We start from the raw sequence: 14,502 nt of genomic DNA, 5'->3' as shown, positions 1-14,502 counted from the left end.
GCAGCTTCACCGGTGGCGCTCTTCTCCGCACATCGGAGATTAGCGAAGGCCGCGACGACATCCGATCTCCCCCCTTGTGGGGGAGATGTCCGGCAGGGCAGAGGGGGGCGCGAAGGAATGCCACGCAGAAAGGAGGTGGGCTCAGCCCACCTCCCGGGAGACGAAACCCTACGCCTCGGTCGTCTTCAGCGCGATGAACGTCATGGTCTTGACGCTCGACGCGGTGCGGTCCCAGTTCGCCGCGAGCGCCAGCTCCGCATCGGTGGCGAATTCGCCGGCGGTGGAGGCATCGAGGAAACGGGTGCCGGGAACATGCGGCACGAAATGCCGGCGGCCGACCATTTCCGTCACCCCGCCGCCATGGCCCTGGCGGGGCTTGCGGTCGAACTCCAGCGGCCCGCCTTCCGTGTTGACGGGCAGCTCGTTCCACAGGATCGCCTTGTCCTTGAACATGAACGCGGTGTAGACGCCCGCCGCCTGCGGGATGTCGTCGTCGACCACGCAGCGCAGCCCCATATAATAGGGGATGAGCGGCCCGCCCTGCTGCGAGGACGGCACATAGTCGATGAGGTCGGCGAGCTTCAGCGCCTTCATCTGCTTGGAATGGATCCAGAGGGTGCGGAACTTGTCGGCGCGGTCGCCCATCAGGTAGGCCGCTTCGATGATGTCGGTGTCGACGATGGAGGCGCCGGTGGCGCGCACCAGGTCGCCGCCGTCATTGGCCAGATTGTCGGCGACGACGCCTTTGAGCATGCCGATCAAGGTCAGCTTGTTGGCGCGCTGCCAGTACTCGGTTTGCCGCTTGACGATCAGCTTCTGCGGATCGTCGCCGGCCAGGATCGAGGTCAGGTCGGGAACGCCCCACGCCTGGGCGCGGACATTGCGGGCGGCGACCTCGCGGCGAGAGCCGATCTTCTTCATCTCGATGGAATCGGCCGGATCGTCATTGACCGGCTCGGACGGGTCATTGCCGAGGTCCTTCCAGCCGGGCATGTCGACGGAACGGCCGCCCATCGACAGTTTCGAGGATATGGCCGGATCGGAAAACAGGATGCCGGCCTGGTAGATTTCGAGCGACTGGACATGTTCCTCGAAAGCGTATTGGGCATAGACGGACGGAACGATCGCGTCCGCGATGCGGGTATAGGCGTCTGCCATTTTTCTCTTCCTTCAGGTTTGATTTGCGGCTGATGCGCCGGGATCAGAGCGGGTTGTTCGGCATCCAGAGATCCGGGTTTTCGCCCGCTTCCCTGGCCAGCCGCCGGGCGCGTTGAGGGTCACTTTTGACAAGGGCTGATATCGCCGAAACGTTGCGCTCGCCGGCGGCGTTGCGCCGGAAGGGGTTTTGGCCCCTGGGCGCCGCGTCGGCGTCGATCGTGTCTTCGCGGAACATCGCCTCGCCGATCGCCTGGAAGGCCCTGGCGATCTGCGGATCGGTTAGGGCGCCGTCGGGCAGAAGGATGCCCTTCTGCTTGTAGGCATCGACCAGGCCGAGCTTCTTCATCGCCCGGTTGGCGACCTCCAGCTTCTGGCGAAAGCCGTCGCTGTCGGTCGGCCCCCAATCCTTGACGAGGTCGTCATGCGTGGCTTCGACCGAGCGGGCGAGCGCTGCCTGCTGGGCCGCCGCCTGCTCGGCCATGTAGCCGACGAACCTGTCATGATAGGCCTGGGCGATCTTCGGCGTGGCGCCGGCTTCGACCGCCCAGGCCTTGGACGCCTGGGCGAGTTCGTCCGAATAGGCGAAGCTTTCCGGCAGGCCGTCAGGCCGCCGGTATTCGACCTTTTCGGGCGATGTCAGCGGACGCATCCCCTCGGGCAGCCGGGCATGGAATTTGTCCCAGTCTTCCTTCGGCGCGTCCCTGGCTGGAACGCGCAGGCTTTCGCCCTGCTGCCGCTCCAGCTCCGCATAGGATGTGAAAACCCGATCGAGGCTTTCAGGCTTGGTCCAGCCCTTGGCTTCAGCAAGCTTGCGGTTGCCTTCGGAAAGACCGTCAAACCAACTTTTGCCGGCAAGCGCGGCGGACCCGTTATCCGCGCCTGCCGGAGGCCGTTCCGGGTTGCCCGCCGGCTGCGACGAGGCAGCCACGGACCCGGCATCTGCCAGATCTATCATGTGATGTTCCTTTGTTGAGGTTAGAAGGGAAATCAATGTCGCTGGCCTAACCAGTAGTCGCTGCCTCTATGGACAGGCACTTGAATTGTGTGTATCCATACACAACATGAAGAGCGCCGATGTCATCGTCAGACTGATGGCCGATGGCTGGTTCGAAGTGGCTCGAAAGGGCAGCCATGCCCAGTTCAAGCACGCGACCAAGAAAGGTCGGGTCACAGTTCCGCATCCCAAGCGCGACATTCCGATCGGCACGCTGAAAAGCATCGAAAAGCAATCCGGTCTCAAATTGAGGTAGACAGATGCGCCACTATATCGGACTGATCCACAAGGAAGCAGACAGCGATTTCGGCGTTTCCTTTCCCGACTTTCCAGGCGTGGTGACGGCCGGCACGAGCCTCGACGAGGCCCGCGCCATGGCGGAGGAAGCACTTGCCTTTCATGTCGATGGTCTGGTCGAGGATGGCGAGGCCATACCCGAACCCTCATCGCTGGAGCAGGTGATGGCGGACAAGGACAATTTGACCGGCGTCGCCGTCCTGATCGCCTTGAAGACCGAGACGAAGAAGGTGGTGCGGGTCAACGTCACCATCCCCGAGGATGTCCTCAGCGAGATCGACCAATATGCCGAGCGCCACGGCTACAGCCGCTCGGGATTTCTGACCGCCGCCGCCAGGAAGATCATCCAGGCGGTCTAGCTCCAGCTGAATCATGTGCACGGCAAACGGCGCTACCGCCTTGTTCTAAAGAGGTGTTTTCCATCAACGCCCGAGAAACCATGTCTTATATCGTGAGAACGTATGCCCCCGTTCCGCCGCAATGCGGCCGCACGTGGCGAGCCATAGGGACTTCAGGCCTCAAGGGAGACGTCACATGAACTTTCACAAAGCCATAGCCGCCGTTCTGATGACTGCCGCGCTGGCAGGCTGCGCGCAGACCGAAGGTCAACAGAGAGCCGGAACCGGTGCGCTGATCGGCGGCGCCGGCGGCGCGCTCGTCGGCCAGGCCATCGGCGGCAACACCAAGAGCACCGTCATCGGCGCGGCCAGCGGCGCGCTGCTCGGCGCTGTTGTCGGCTCGGCCACCACCCCGCAGCGCCGCGGCGAACAGCTCTGCCGCTACCAGGACCGCTACGGCCGCATCTACACCGCCCCTTGCGACGACCGGTATTACAACGGCAATTATTGATCGTTAGCCGCCTTCTCCCCGTTCACGGGGAGAAGGCAAGCCACCGCCTCAAGCCGCGAAGTTGTTGTCCACGAACATCTCGGCAAATTGCTGGGGCGTGAGCGTCACGTTGTTGTCTCGCGCGATTTTGAGGTTCCTTGCCCACATATCCCGGATTGCTGCCGGCATTCCCTCAGGCATGTGCATAGACTGGGCTATTGCATCATGCCATTGTCCATCGCCGCCATAGATAGATTGCAGTTTGGGACCTATCTTCTTCAAGCCATCCTCCGACTCTTGAGAAAGTTCTCCGATGGCCCAGAGCACATAAAGCTCCAGCAGCCTAAGCAGCGGCTGTCCATCATAACGTAGGTCAGTCGACATATTACCTCTCATGCATCATAGGTGGCGTAGTAGATAAGCCTCTCACAGATGGCGGAAAGGCTAGGCTTTTCTTTCAGCGACGCGACCAAGCCCTCGGTGAACTCGATCGCGATGTAGATTTCGAGAAAGTATGTCAGGCCTGCCTTGGCTGCCTTTGCTGGTACCAATGCATCCTCAGGCGCAATCGCAACCATCGCGTCCGAATCCTCGGTCCAAGGCTCCGACGTAGGCTTGCACAATAATCGACCGAAGTAGTCATTGCCTTCGTGAGGTCAATACTCCCCGCACCCTAGCCATCCGCCTGAGGCGCCTTCTCCAGTGCCGCCTTACGCTGAATTTTGATAGTTCGATTCCAGAAACGCACCGCTTCAAAATGCTCTTGTCTGGTCAACCAGATCTTGTTCTCCAAACGGACTGGATCGCCGCCAACCGCAATCGGTGTGACCTCGAACAGTTCCATGCCCTTGGAGCGCGAATTTGTATCTCGGACGCTCATTTCCAGTCCTTCAGCCTAGCAAATAGACCGGCGAGGTCTCGCGCTATCGTCTGGGCGGATTGCCGTTCCATAAATATAAACGGGATGCGCACGATTGGCATTTCCACATCGTCGATGTCGAAGCCATAGGCTTCCCCCCCTCCATTCGATGCGAACAAGAGGATGCCTGGCGCGTATTTTTCAACCTCATATTCTCGATTGAAGTCTACCAACTCTTCGGCTTTGAAAAGAATTATATAGCTGTCGCCGATGAAGCCTTCACCTCCATTATGCTCTCTAAGGAAATCGGTGTAATCCTTGGGCAGCGTCACTCCCAAGTTTGCGGACAGGCCATCGACAACTGCGGCTTCAGCCGGTGCGTCGAACTGCCCCTCGGTTAAACTATATCCCACTGTCATCCTCCCAGGTCCTTCAGCAACTGATTCCACCACGGCGTAGCCTGTTGTCGATGAACTTCGCGAGGCAGAATAATCTCGTTGGAGGTGTCGATTGGACTACCGCCAAACTTCACTGGAGAGGCCGGTCAGCGTTGCGTCGCCGCGACAACAAAAGCGCGATCCCGTTACTGTTCGTAGGGTTCGACCACTGCAAACGGTATGCCTAATGATTCCAGCAGATCAAGAATGCGTTTCGAGATGACGAGGCGATAGTCTGTTGCGATCCCGAAATCGTCGCGGCCAGCTTTCCCATTCACTTTCAGCCAGACGAATGGCGGAAGTTCCAGCCCGGGTTGATCTTCCTGACACTCCTCGGAAATAGTCACTTCCGCCTCGGCGAACCCTGCACCTGAAAAGCCCATTTTCTGCAGTGCGCGCTGGGTTTCTTCAGTCACGAGGAAACAGGGGAATGTCGTAACGATCACATCCCCAAACCAGCCCTCTACCTCGTAGTGAAGTTTGGTCACGATCGGTGGATGGACGCTCGGATCTAGAACTGTGCGTTCGCCAAGCCCACCCGCGACGTTCGGCCATATATAGAAATATTGCATCACTCACCTATTGGGGGGCTGAACAGATGTCCATATTTCTTGTCTATATAAGTCATGTAGTCCAGCACTTGCTGACGAATTGGCTCGCGATTCGACGCATAAAATGTGTCCCATTCGTATCGAAAAATAATCTTGTGCAAAAGACCATCAAGTTCTTTTGGCACACCGCGAAGATTCTGAAGAGAGTGCATCTCATCTTTGGCAAAGAGACTTGGGAATCTTCCCCATATTTGCCGCTCTGCGGAATGATGGACCACAACCTCTCCTACTAAATTATCGACTTTGCGTGCCCGGAGAAGAAATTGGGTCGTTGAGGCCGACGGCGCTCGGCATACGGAAGTCGATGCCTTGCAGTCGACGAAGCAAGGTCAGTGCGTTTGGACCAGGATGGTCCTGCGTTTCGGGAACGACGACGTCATCCGCGACATCGACAACGTCTGCAGCATATTGTGATCGCGGCTGGGGCTCGGGGATGCAACCTGACGACGGGGGTCGGCGGGACAGCGCCAGCCTCCCAAGGATGCGGTCGCTAAATAGCTACCTTTCCTCCATCCTCGCCGCCATCTCCAGCGCTGCCAGCTGTTGCTCGTCCAGCGTCAGGAACCCCATGATGTGCTGCACCACTTCGGCGCGGGCGTTGCTGAGCGCGCTGTGCAGTTCGAACCCGTCGGGCGTTCTGGTCCGCGCCATCCACTCGCCATAGGACGGGCGGCGGTAATAGCCTGTCGTGGCGGTGAGATCGGCCAGCACCATCTCGCCGTCCGGGCCGGAGAACACCCGCAGATAGGCCTTGGTCAGCGCATCCTGCGCCTTGGCTGCGCCGCCGGTCTTGCGGGAATGGGCGAAGCGTTTGCGGCTCATGCGCCGGCACCTGGCACATCAGGCCCACCCGGCGCGCCAGCCGGTGCACCACCCTCCCCGCCCTGCATCAACCCTTGCAGGCTGTCCAGCAACCCGCTGTCGCGCGCCTGCACGGCCGCCGGCACGGCGTCCCTGGCAACCTTGCCGGCGGTGGCGAGCGCCGCCATGCCGGCCTGCGCCTGGCTGGCCTTGGCTCTCGTATCGCGCAGGCCAGTCACCTCGTCCTTGCGGCGGAAGATGCGCTGCGGGCTGCGGCCGGCGCTCTGCACGACGCGGAGCGCCTCGTCGCTGTCGATATTGTCCATCACATCAGGGTCGAACTGCGCCATCTGCATGGCCGTGGTCACCAGCTGGATGGTGTCGCGCGCTTCCGCTGAGCGGCGCAAGACATCGAGCGGACCGGTGAAGGTCGGCCGCACCGCCTTGCCCGCCAGGCTCGCCGGCGGCAGGAAGCGGCTGTCCTCGTCATAGAGGCCCTTGTCCTCCAATATGCCGAGCTCGCGGTCGAGATTGGTGGCAAAGCCCGCCTGGATGATCGAGCCCGACGGCCCGAGCAGGGCGCCCTTCTCCTCCTGGCGGATCAGCGCCTCGGTGGCGGTCATCTGCGGGTTCTGCACCAGGGTCTGGAACAGATTGACGAACATCATGTCGCGGATCTCCTCCGCCCGGCTCGCCGCATAGTCGAAAGCGTAGCTCGGGTTTTGCCCGGTGGTGATCGGCTGGATCAGCGGCCTGCCATTGTCGTCGATGAGGCCCGGATAATTCTCGCCGGGATTGAGCACCGGCACATAATCGAGCCTGGCCTTCGACGCCGTCGGCGGATCGGTGATCTGCTGGAGCGCGCGCAGGCCCGAGCGGCGCACCGCGTTCTCCTCGCGCACGGTCGTCAAGGTTTCGATGGTCGGCGAGATGCCATAGGCGTCGCCCTCGTAGCGGCGCCAGTTGAAGGCCGCCACCGGGAAGGTGCGAAAACCGCTCTCGCGCACGATCTCCTCCTCGGCCTCGATGACATGGTAAGAGGCAAAGGCGGCATCGAGATAGCGGTAGCTTCCGCCCGAGCGGTACATGCGGCGCTCGTCGCGCGGCTGGATGCACTGGATGAGCGCGATCTTCTCCTCGCTTTTGGCGGGGTCGTCGACCAGCGCCTTGATGCGCGCCGGCAGTTTTTCGTAGCCGAGCAACTGCGCCGCCTGGCGCGCGGTGCGTTCGTAGCGGCGGTGGAAAATGTCGACCTGACCCCAGCGGTTGCGCGAGAGATAGCCCTCCACCACCGGGATCGAGGCGTAGCGGATCAGCGTCGATCCGAACCCCTCCTCGGCATAGAGATAGGCCGGGCCGTAGCGCACGACGTTGCGCAGGCAGGCCTGCGTCGCCGGCACGAAGTTGGAATTGGCGGAGTAGCGCAGCGAAAACAGGAAGTCGCGCAGGCCTTCCGCCCATTCCTTCTCCTCGTCGGTCTCCTCGTCGTCCATTTCGGCGGTGGTCAGCCCGTGCCATTTCTCCGACTGCGGAATGATCAGGCTTTCCAAGCCCGCGGCCAGCCGGTTGGCGGCCGAGTTGATGGTATTGGCATAGACGCGGGCGCCGCGCCGCTCCTGCCGCTCGGCCTGGCTGTCACCGCGGCGGCTGCCGCGCCCGGACCAGATGTCGGGCGCATCGGGATCGCAGAACTCCGCCACCGCCTCCCAGACAGGCTCATAGGCGGCGCGCTCGCTCTCGAGTTCGCACTGGCGGGAAAGAATATCGCGGGCACGGGAATCGGTCATGTTTTGCCTTGCTCAGATCTTGAGGGATGATCGGGAGGTGCCGGCGGGACAGCGCCCCCCTCTGCCCTGCCGGGCATCTCCCCCACGAGGGGGGAGATTGGCGGCTTCAACGTTCTGTCATCTTTTGCCCATTTGCCCGCGCTAGGCTCTCTTTCGCGGGCGGGCGTTGCAGGAGGTCGATGTGACGACGACAAGCCTTGCCGCCCTGAAAAACCAGAGCAAACGGACCGTTAAACGGCTCATCGGCTACGATTCCCGCAACTGGCTGCGAATCCGCCAGATCGAAGCCTTCACCACCTTCCTGACGGCTGCCAACCGCAAATCGCGGGACGTGATCGAGATCTCGCCAGGCTGGAACCGCTACTGGAAGGCGATGTGCCCCAATTATCGCTCGGTCGATTTCCCCGATTTCGATATCTGCAAGGATCGCACCGACGAGCAATACTCCATCGTCATCGCCGATCAGGTGTTGGAGCATGTACAGCGGCCGCTTGCCGCCGCGCGGAATATCCACGCCATGACCCGCGACGGCGGCTGGGCGATGGTGGCGACGCCGTTCCTGTTTCGCGTCCATGCCAGGCCGCACGACTACAACAGGTGGACGCCGGCCGGCCTGAAGCAGTTGATGGTCGATGGCGGCTTTGCCGAGGACAACGTCCAGGCGTTCGGCTGGGGCAACAAGGCCTGCGCCCGCGCCCACATAGGCGGCCCGGTTCGCGCCTACGGCCTGTGGCGGGACCTCAGCAACGACGAGGAATACCCGGTGATGGTGTGGGCGTTCGCGAAGAAGGGGTGAGGGTTCTTCCTTCTCCCCTTGCGGGAGAAGGAAGAACCCTCACCCGCGCCGTCGCTTCACCGCCCTTGCATGCCGCCTCCAGTACCACCAGTCCAGCACGCGCCGGCGAAAACTGCGCTTCATCGCGGCCATGGTCACACCCCCAAAAGCACGCGGCGCTGGCCGGCGAGGCTGCCGGGCGCCAGATCGGTCTTGATGGTGCTCGCCGTGCCCTGGCGCTGTTCGAGCTCAGCCCGAAGTGCTGCTTCGCGCGCCTGCACGTCCTTGTCCTGCGCCGTCGGCACTGCCGGCAGAGGCTTCAATTCCGGTGGTTTTTGAAACAGACACATGGTTCCAGCCTTCCCTTGTCCAGTCGTAGAGGAAAAAATCTTCGCCGTTGCGGCCATAGCCCGGCAGCAGGCAGCGCTGCGTAGCGCCGAGCCTTGCCAGCCAGCGCAGCGCCAGTTCATTGCCGGCCAGCGCCCGCGCCTCGACCCGCCAGGCGCCGCGGGCGGAAACCTGCGGCCCGAGCACCGTGTGAAAAAATCCGGTGATGCCAGGCACGCAACGCTTCATGCGGCGCGTGCCCCAGCTCCAGGCAATCCACAATCCGCTGCGCTGCTCGGCGGCGCCGAAGGCCGCCTCCGGATTGCCGTCGAGCTCGGCCACATAGGCAAGCCCCTGCAGCGCGGTAAGCGCCAGCAGCGTCGGCGACCATTGGTCGAGCTGGCAATCGATCTCGACCCGGTCCTCGGGCCGCAAATTGGCGCCGATGTAGGAGAGGTCGCGGAGCGTCGCGGGGACGATGCGGAGGGTCATGCGGATGCCAGAGCCCCGGGATACGGTTCATCTATGTGAGTGCGGCGTGAAAATTCACGCCCTTGACCGGTCTCCTCGCTGGTGACCTACTTCGACCATCGAATGCGGGAGCAAGATATCGGTCATCCAATTGAAGGAGACGGGCGAATGGACATTCGATCGACGCTGACGCAACTATGCGAGGCCTTCAACGCGCACGATCTCGATCGGATCATGGCGTTCTTTTCCGACGACTGCATCCTGGAGATGCCGAGAGGAGGCAAGCCCTGGGGCTCTCGTTTCGAGGGCAAGGGGAACGTACGGCAAGCCCTTGCAACGCGCTTTGAAGGCCTGCCCGACGTCCACTACGGCGACGCCGAGCATTTTGTGGATTCCAATACCGGCATCACGAAATGGACGCTCACCGGCACCTCCCGTGAGGGAGAGAAAAAGGAGGTCCGGGGTTGTGACTTTTACACGCTTCGCGACGGCAAGGTGATCCGCAAGGATTCTTACTGGAAGATCGTGGAGTAGGGTTGGCCGTTGGCGCCGAGAGCGCCGGCGACCGATCCCGGCGATCTTCGGAACGGAGATTGCAGCGGGGAAGGAGATGTCGCGCAGGCTGCCGGGGATGGGGGCAAGAGCATGTTCATCGCCTGCTTGTAAACGCCAAATTACATTTCTTGTTGTACCTCTATTGAGACTTTTTCAGACGCCAGGTAAGAGGATCATGGGATGGGGAGTTAAGTTTGGCAAATACTGACCAATCGCAAGCAACCGACAGCGTGGTTGCAAGCCTACTCAACGAAATGAAGCGGACAAAAGGAGCTCGCTTCAATGCTGCCAAACGGCTTGAGATCCGCGGGGGTAAGCGAACCGCAAACACCGCATACGCCTCTGTTGCTGTTGTCGTTTTGACCTTGTTACCGGTATTCTTTCAAGTACCAGAGCTTGTAGAGAAGACAATTGCTCTTACAACAATCGCCTTTTCAATTTTTATCCTGGCGTCGTCTCTGCTTCAGTCCGCTCATGCGGATCCTGTGAAAGCTGACCAATTCCAGCGTTGCGCACTGGAGATAAACTCGCTTCGCCGAGAGCTGCGAGCAATTTCGCGCCCGACAAATTCAGATGTAACCACCTACTCGGTTCGCTTTGATGACATCCTCCGGCGCTACAATATAAATCATGATGACGTGGACAATGAGAAATACCGTTTGGAACATCCAGACGAATTTCCGAAGGTCACAGCCAAAGATACGGAAATAGCTCGGAAGGAAGTCCGCAATGAATCTCGCGTACTTGATGTGATGCGACTGACCATTGTTGTTGCGACAGCCTTGCTTGCGGTAGCATCGACGGTACCCATCACCCAGTTGGCCGATCTTTTGAGATATTTTGGCAACCATTAGCCGCTGATGCAAGCCGCTTCAACGCGTCCATGACCCGGCAGTCTTTGCGTTAGTGGAGGCGGAATTCCTCGAATTGGGCAGAAGCATTCGATCCAGCAGTCGTCCCTCGACCGAGACGAAGCGATCGGCAAAACGCATTTGGAAATTCGCGACTCAGTGTATGAGACATCCTGCTACTTGAAGGGGGCAAACGATGGGCTTGCAATACGAAAACCTTGATCAGAGAACGCGCGCGTTAATGGTTGAAGAAATTGATATAGATGTAGCTGATGGCTCAATCTACATCAGCAACTATCTAAATGAAGCCGGTGGAAGAATTTGGTCCGACCTGCTCAGGGCAGCGTCACAGAGCGAAACCGACGACGCCTTAGCTAATGCATTGAGAGCTAATCGTAGCTTCAAACAACAAGTTGAGCGTCGGAAACCCAAAGGTGGGTACACGATGGTCGCCGTTCCGGTCACCGCCGCCCAAACGTTGGCCGAGTCTCAGTTCAACATGTATTATATGCGAGCGCTGGCAAGGCGTGCTCGTGAAGAAGGGAAACGGCTAACAGTGTATCGAGCCAAAGCGGTAGAAAATCCACGCTCCGAATCCGAACGAATGATAGGAACAGACCTAGACCCTGCCGAAGTTTTGAGGGTGTTGAGAGAGACCCGCGGAGTGGAACCGTCCATCAATATCCCCATGCCAAACTCGGGACTAACCGCTAGATTGACGTGAGCGTCAGGTTGCCGTCGCTATTCATATAGTACGCTAAACCATAGTCGTCCTTTTCCATCACGAAAAGAACCGGCTGCCCGGCTATAGCTATGCCATGCTTGTGGGATAGAGCCGTCAGGTCATCGACAAATTGCTGTGCCGCGTCTGGCATGGCAGAAGCTGCTTGCGAGTTTCGCTGTGCATCGTGGTGCATCATAACCTCCTGGATCCGCAGGAAAGAACTTTGGCGAGGACCGTTGGTTCCGATTCAGTAGAACTCGCCCCTCACCTGAAAGCCCCCAGCGGATCGCTCTGGCCCACCGCCCGCCGCGCGCTCTTGAACTCCGCCGGGTCGACCAGCGCCTCCCGCAGCATCATCACGCCATAGCGGGTCGCGGCCATCAGGTCGTCGCGCAGCTTCACCACCTGGCCGTCCTTGCGATGGTAGAGCCGGAACTCCTCGAACCAGGGGACAAGTGTCGAAAACACCTTGAAGCGGCCGGATTGCATACGGTCGAGCATCTCCATCAGCCCGGCCTCGACCGAGACCGAGCCGTCGGCGAAGCGGGCGTGGCCTGGGAGCATGTTGAGCCCGTGCGCGGCATATTGTTTGGCCAGTGCGTTGCCCGCCCCTTCCAGCGTCTCGCGGCGGCCGTCGCGCGGCCATGCCCATGGCAGCCACTCGCCCCACGGCTTCAGCGCCAGCACCTGCATGGCCGGCGTCTGCTGCGAGGCCCTGGCCGCCTTGGTGACGTAGACGATATCGGCCTCCGTGTCCCAGGCGAGCTCGACCGCGGCGGACGGATGGTCCCAGCCGAAATCGAGCGCCCCGATGCGCGGCCAATAGCGCGGCAGCCGGAACGGCGCGCAGGCGATCAGCGCCTCGGCCACCGGAAAGATGCGGCCGGAGCCCAGCACCGGAATGCCGCGCGCCCGCGCCTCGCGCTCATGTTCGGGATAGGCGGCGACGATCACCGCGCGCTCCTGCGGCGTATAATGCTCGGCGTCGTCGATTGTCATGAAGGTGACGTGACGGGTCATTCTTGTCCCTTGAATCATCTTGCGAGACGAAGACCGTATCGCGTTGATTGAACGGCGTTTCCGGCAGCAATCGCGGCGACCCTCCCTTCTCCCCTTGCGGGAGAAGGTGGCCTCGCGAAGCGAGGTCGGATGAGGGGTGCTCCAGAAAACACTGACGCCTCATTCCGTCCAGCACCCCTCAACCGTCTCGGCGCTGCGCGCCGATCCACCTTCTCCCACAAGGGAGAAGGAAGAGGCAGCCGTCACCCCTTCCCCATCCTCTCCACCTCCGCCGCCGACAAAAACAGCAGCACCACGTCGCTCATGCCGAGCAGCGGCGTGAAGGTGACGATGGTGATGCCGCCGGTGGCGTTGGTGCGGGTGAGGCCCTCGGAATAGATGTCGAGCGGCGGTTCCTCGTCGAACCAGACGCCGTGCAGCGTCTCGCCCTGCCATTTCTCGCGGCCCTTCTCGAAACTCTTGAACGACAATACGCTCTCGCCGGCCTGCAAATCGCCGCCGCCGCCATGCCGCACCACGACGGCGTCGAGCGCGCCCGGCGCGCCACGGCCCATCATGGTGTCGACGATGGCATCGGCCGGGATCATGCCGGTGCCCCATTCAGCCTGCTGCTGCGGCGGGCCGACCAGCACGCGCTGCGGATTGTCGCGCGTGCCCTCGCCGGTCACGCCGGCGGCCCACAGCCGCACCGGCGCATCGAAAACCTTGCCTTGCCACCACGCGGGATAGCGGCCCGTCAGGTGCATGGCCCATTCGGCGCCGCCGGCGCGGGTCTTGCCGAGCTGGTTGCCGGCCATGAACAGCCGCTCGCGGTTGGCGGCGCCTGCCGCGTGAAACGCCGCCTGCCTGGCATAGGGCCGGTAGGCGGCAAGCTGGTTGGTACGGCGCCTGCGGTCAAGCTCCGCCAGCAGCGCCAGATATTCCGTCCTCGCCGCCACCGGCGATGTCTTCGAGGAACGGTTTGACCGCGGCTTCGAGCGCGCGGATGCGGCTGCGGATCTCTTCATCGCTCAGGGCATCCAGATGGTTGACGGCGGCATCGAAATCCTTGGGCAGCACCGAAAGCACGATCTTCAGATACTGGTCCGGCTTGTCGGCCCGCACCTCGGCGATGACGCCGGCGCCATGGGCGCGGAAATCGGCGCGCACGGCGGCGAGAAAATCGTCGCCCAATGTTTTCTTCGGGCGTTTGCGGCGGGTCTCCGGCGCGGCGCTCCGGCCGGCGGCCGGCTTGCGCCCCTTGCCGTGCGCCGGCACCGCGGCGGTTTCGTCAGCCATGGCCCGTCACCGCGTCGGCGTCGCCGGCCTTGGTCTTCGACGGCACGGACTTGACCGACCGGACCCGTTTCTTCTTCGAACGGGCGGATTTCTTCCTGGCATTCGTGCCGCCCTTCGGCCGCCCGACAAGCTTTGCGGCGCCCGGCAGGCCCTTCAGGCCCGCCATCGCGAGGCCGACGGCGCCGCTATGAATCGCTGGCTGCGGGAAAGCGAAGCCGCCGGCCGCGTCACGCACCATGCCGATCAGCACACCGGTTGCGACCTGCTCGATCCGGCCGAGCCGCGTCTGCGGTGCCGCACCCTCGAATTCGCCAATGGCGCTGACGACCTCAAGGCCGTCATCCCCGGTGATGATGGTGGCATAGCGTGGCATGGGATTTCTCGCGGATAGTCGTCAGGCTCGAAACGCCGTAGGGCGCCATCGTTCGAGGAGAGGAGGGCAAAACCAAAAACACAAAACCCGCCTCGCGGGCGGGTCATCGGCGCAACTCAGCACCATAGATAGAAACATAGCATAGTTGCCTTCACCCCGTCAACAGTTTTTAGGAAAAAATTCCTTATAGACTTTCGCAGCGAACGCCGCCGTCACGGCAAATGGGGTAGGCAGGGTCAGTCGAACTTACGAACCGGAGCCTCGCTGTGGAGATCGCGAAGGGCCGAGAATTGATCAGAAGAAGAAATGTGCGTATGGCCTGAACAGGCCTGGAGCACAGCACCCGCCAGAATCAA

At 61.4% G+C, this 14,502-nt stretch carries 23 protein-coding genes and 2 pseudogenes; 8 read left to right on the top strand and 17 right to left on the bottom strand.

Annotated features, from left to right (window positions below; all coding sequences use genetic code 11):
- Positions 1-168: 168 nt before the first annotated feature.
- Both LB533_RS25235 and LB533_RS25230 read right to left on the bottom strand, forming a co-directional pair.
- The gene (locus tag LB533_RS25235; RefSeq protein WP_140515933.1) at positions 169-1,158 is read right to left on the bottom strand and encodes a Coat protein; all 990 of its coding nucleotides are present in this window, start codon (positions 1,156-1,158) and stop codon (positions 169-171) included.
- Positions 1,159-1,201: 43 nt separating this feature from the next.
- Positions 1,202-2,113 carry a hypothetical protein gene (locus tag LB533_RS25230; RefSeq protein ID WP_224678432.1) on the bottom strand — a complete coding sequence of 304 codons (912 nt, stop codon included), beginning with the start codon at positions 2,111-2,113 and terminating at the stop codon, positions 1,202-1,204.
- Between the two features lie 106 nt (positions 2,114-2,219).
- Between LB533_RS25230 and LB533_RS25225 the strand changes: the two genes are divergently transcribed.
- From LB533_RS25225 to LB533_RS25215, 3 genes are all read left to right on the top strand, one after another.
- A complete protein-coding gene (locus tag LB533_RS25225) occupies positions 2,220-2,408 on the top strand; it encodes a type II toxin-antitoxin system HicA family toxin (protein ID WP_224678431.1) in 189 nt (62 codons plus the stop codon).
- A gap of 4 nt (positions 2,409-2,412) precedes the next feature.
- Positions 2,413-2,808 carry a type II toxin-antitoxin system HicB family antitoxin gene (locus LB533_RS25220; protein ID WP_224678430.1) on the top strand — a complete coding sequence of 132 codons (396 nt, stop codon included), beginning with the start codon at positions 2,413-2,415 and terminating at the stop codon, positions 2,806-2,808.
- Positions 2,809-2,983: 175 nt separating this feature from the next.
- Entirely contained in the window at positions 2,984-3,298 is a 315-nt protein-coding gene (locus LB533_RS25215) for a YMGG-like glycine zipper-containing protein (RefSeq protein WP_224678429.1), read from the top strand.
- A gap of 48 nt (positions 3,299-3,346) precedes the next feature.
- Here LB533_RS25215 and LB533_RS25210 read toward each other — a convergent pair whose 3' ends face one another.
- The 6 genes from LB533_RS25210 to LB533_RS25185 all read right to left on the bottom strand — a co-directional run bounded on the left by LB533_RS25210 (position 3,347) and on the right by LB533_RS25185 (position 5,402).
- On the bottom strand, positions 3,347-3,661 hold the full coding sequence (locus tag LB533_RS25210) for a hypothetical protein (RefSeq protein WP_224678428.1): 315 nt from the start codon (positions 3,659-3,661) through the stop codon (positions 3,347-3,349).
- Between the two features lie 8 nt (positions 3,662-3,669).
- Entirely contained in the window at positions 3,670-3,855 is a 186-nt protein-coding gene (locus tag LB533_RS25205) for a hypothetical protein (protein ID WP_224678427.1), read from the bottom strand.
- A 95-nt stretch (positions 3,856-3,950) separates the two neighbouring features.
- On the bottom strand, positions 3,951-4,157 hold the full coding sequence (locus tag LB533_RS25200) for a hypothetical protein (protein WP_224678426.1): 207 nt from the start codon (positions 4,155-4,157) through the stop codon (positions 3,951-3,953).
- Positions 4,154-4,555: an SMI1/KNR4 family protein gene (locus LB533_RS25195; RefSeq protein ID WP_224678425.1), complete on the bottom strand. Its 402-nt coding sequence runs from the start codon at positions 4,553-4,555 to the stop codon at positions 4,154-4,156. The genes LB533_RS25200 and LB533_RS25195 overlap by 4 nt, the downstream gene beginning before the upstream one ends.
- A 164-nt stretch (positions 4,556-4,719) precedes the next feature.
- Positions 4,720-5,145, bottom strand: a complete 426-nt coding sequence (locus tag LB533_RS25190) for a hypothetical protein (protein WP_224678424.1) — start codon at positions 5,143-5,145, stop codon at positions 4,720-4,722.
- The gene (locus LB533_RS25185; RefSeq protein ID WP_224678423.1) at positions 5,145-5,402 is read right to left on the bottom strand and encodes a hypothetical protein; all 258 of its coding nucleotides are present in this window, start codon (positions 5,400-5,402) and stop codon (positions 5,145-5,147) included. The genes LB533_RS25190 and LB533_RS25185 overlap by 1 nt, the downstream gene beginning before the upstream one ends.
- A gap of 15 nt (positions 5,403-5,417) precedes the next feature.
- Between LB533_RS25185 and LB533_RS30065 the strand changes: the two are divergent.
- Positions 5,418-5,678 (top strand): annotated as a pseudogene (locus LB533_RS30065) (endonuclease domain-containing protein); the annotation flags it as partial.
- A gap of 4 nt (positions 5,679-5,682) precedes the next feature.
- Here LB533_RS30065 and LB533_RS25175 read toward each other — a convergent pair.
- Both LB533_RS25175 and LB533_RS25170 read right to left on the bottom strand, forming a co-directional pair.
- On the bottom strand, positions 5,683-6,006 hold the full coding sequence (locus LB533_RS25175; protein WP_224678421.1) for a hypothetical protein: 324 nt from the start codon (positions 6,004-6,006) through the stop codon (positions 5,683-5,685).
- The gene (locus tag LB533_RS25170; RefSeq protein WP_224678420.1) at positions 6,003-7,772 is read right to left on the bottom strand and encodes a portal protein; all 1,770 of its coding nucleotides are present in this window, start codon (positions 7,770-7,772) and stop codon (positions 6,003-6,005) included. Before LB533_RS25170 ends, LB533_RS25175 begins: the two co-directional genes overlap by 4 nt.
- A gap of 181 nt (positions 7,773-7,953) precedes the next feature.
- Between LB533_RS25170 and LB533_RS25165 the strand changes: the two genes are divergently transcribed.
- A complete protein-coding gene (locus tag LB533_RS25165; RefSeq protein WP_224678419.1) occupies positions 7,954-8,568 on the top strand; it encodes a class I SAM-dependent methyltransferase in 615 nt (204 codons plus the stop codon).
- Between the two features lie 228 nt (positions 8,569-8,796).
- Here the strand turns inward: LB533_RS25165 and LB533_RS25160 are convergent, their stop codons facing one another.
- Positions 8,797-9,366, bottom strand: coding sequence for a hypothetical protein (locus LB533_RS25160; protein WP_224678418.1), 570 nt, complete (start codon positions 9,364-9,366; stop codon positions 8,797-8,799).
- Positions 9,367-9,513: 147 nt separating this feature from the next.
- On the opposite strand from LB533_RS25160, the gene LB533_RS25155 reads away from it, so the two are divergent.
- The 3 genes from LB533_RS25155 to LB533_RS25145 all read left to right on the top strand — a co-directional run bounded on the left by LB533_RS25155 (position 9,514) and on the right by LB533_RS25145 (position 11,475).
- Positions 9,514-9,879, top strand: a complete 366-nt coding sequence (locus LB533_RS25155) for a nuclear transport factor 2 family protein (protein WP_263487675.1) — start codon at positions 9,514-9,516, stop codon at positions 9,877-9,879.
- A 215-nt stretch (positions 9,880-10,094) separates the two neighbouring features.
- Complete coding sequence (locus LB533_RS25150; RefSeq protein WP_224678417.1) at positions 10,095-10,754, top strand: SLATT domain-containing protein; 660 nt, start codon at positions 10,095-10,097, stop codon at positions 10,752-10,754.
- Between the two features lie 193 nt (positions 10,755-10,947).
- Entirely contained in the window at positions 10,948-11,475 is a 528-nt protein-coding gene (locus tag LB533_RS25145; RefSeq protein ID WP_224678416.1) for a hypothetical protein, read from the top strand.
- Here the strand turns inward: LB533_RS25145 and LB533_RS25140 are convergent.
- The 6 genes and pseudogenes from LB533_RS25140 to LB533_RS25120 all read right to left on the bottom strand — a co-directional run bounded on the left by LB533_RS25140 (position 11,462) and on the right by LB533_RS25120 (position 14,146).
- Positions 11,462-11,668 (bottom strand): hypothetical protein, encoded by a 207-nt coding sequence (locus LB533_RS25140; RefSeq protein WP_224678415.1) that lies wholly within the window; start codon positions 11,666-11,668, stop codon positions 11,462-11,464. The two genes, LB533_RS25145 and LB533_RS25140, sit on opposite strands and share 14 nt — an antisense overlap.
- A gap of 71 nt (positions 11,669-11,739) precedes the next feature.
- Complete coding sequence (locus tag LB533_RS25135) at positions 11,740-12,345, bottom strand: terminase (RefSeq protein ID WP_318012452.1); 606 nt, start codon at positions 12,343-12,345, stop codon at positions 11,740-11,742.
- Between the two features lie 51 nt (positions 12,346-12,396).
- A pseudogene (locus LB533_RS30060) lies at positions 12,397-12,570 on the bottom strand (hypothetical protein); the annotation flags it as partial.
- Positions 12,571-12,737: 167 nt separating this feature from the next.
- Positions 12,738-13,433, bottom strand: a complete 696-nt coding sequence (locus LB533_RS25130) for a terminase large subunit domain-containing protein (RefSeq protein ID WP_224678414.1) — start codon at positions 13,431-13,433, stop codon at positions 12,738-12,740.
- Positions 13,390-13,773 (bottom strand): hypothetical protein, encoded by a 384-nt coding sequence (locus LB533_RS25125; protein WP_224678413.1) that lies wholly within the window; start codon positions 13,771-13,773, stop codon positions 13,390-13,392. Before LB533_RS25125 ends, LB533_RS25130 begins: the two co-directional genes overlap by 44 nt.
- Complete coding sequence (locus LB533_RS25120; protein ID WP_224678412.1) at positions 13,766-14,146, bottom strand: hypothetical protein; 381 nt, start codon at positions 14,144-14,146, stop codon at positions 13,766-13,768. The genes LB533_RS25125 and LB533_RS25120 overlap by 8 nt, the downstream gene beginning before the upstream one ends.
- Positions 14,147-14,502 lie beyond the last annotated feature (356 nt).

It is taken from the genome of Mesorhizobium sp. BR1-1-13, assembly GCF_020165515.1.
Lineage (GTDB): Bacteria > Pseudomonadota > Alphaproteobacteria > Rhizobiales > Rhizobiaceae > Mesorhizobium.
The sequence above is the reverse complement of the archived record's forward strand: the minus strand, read 5'-3'. Positions and strand labels throughout refer to the sequence as shown.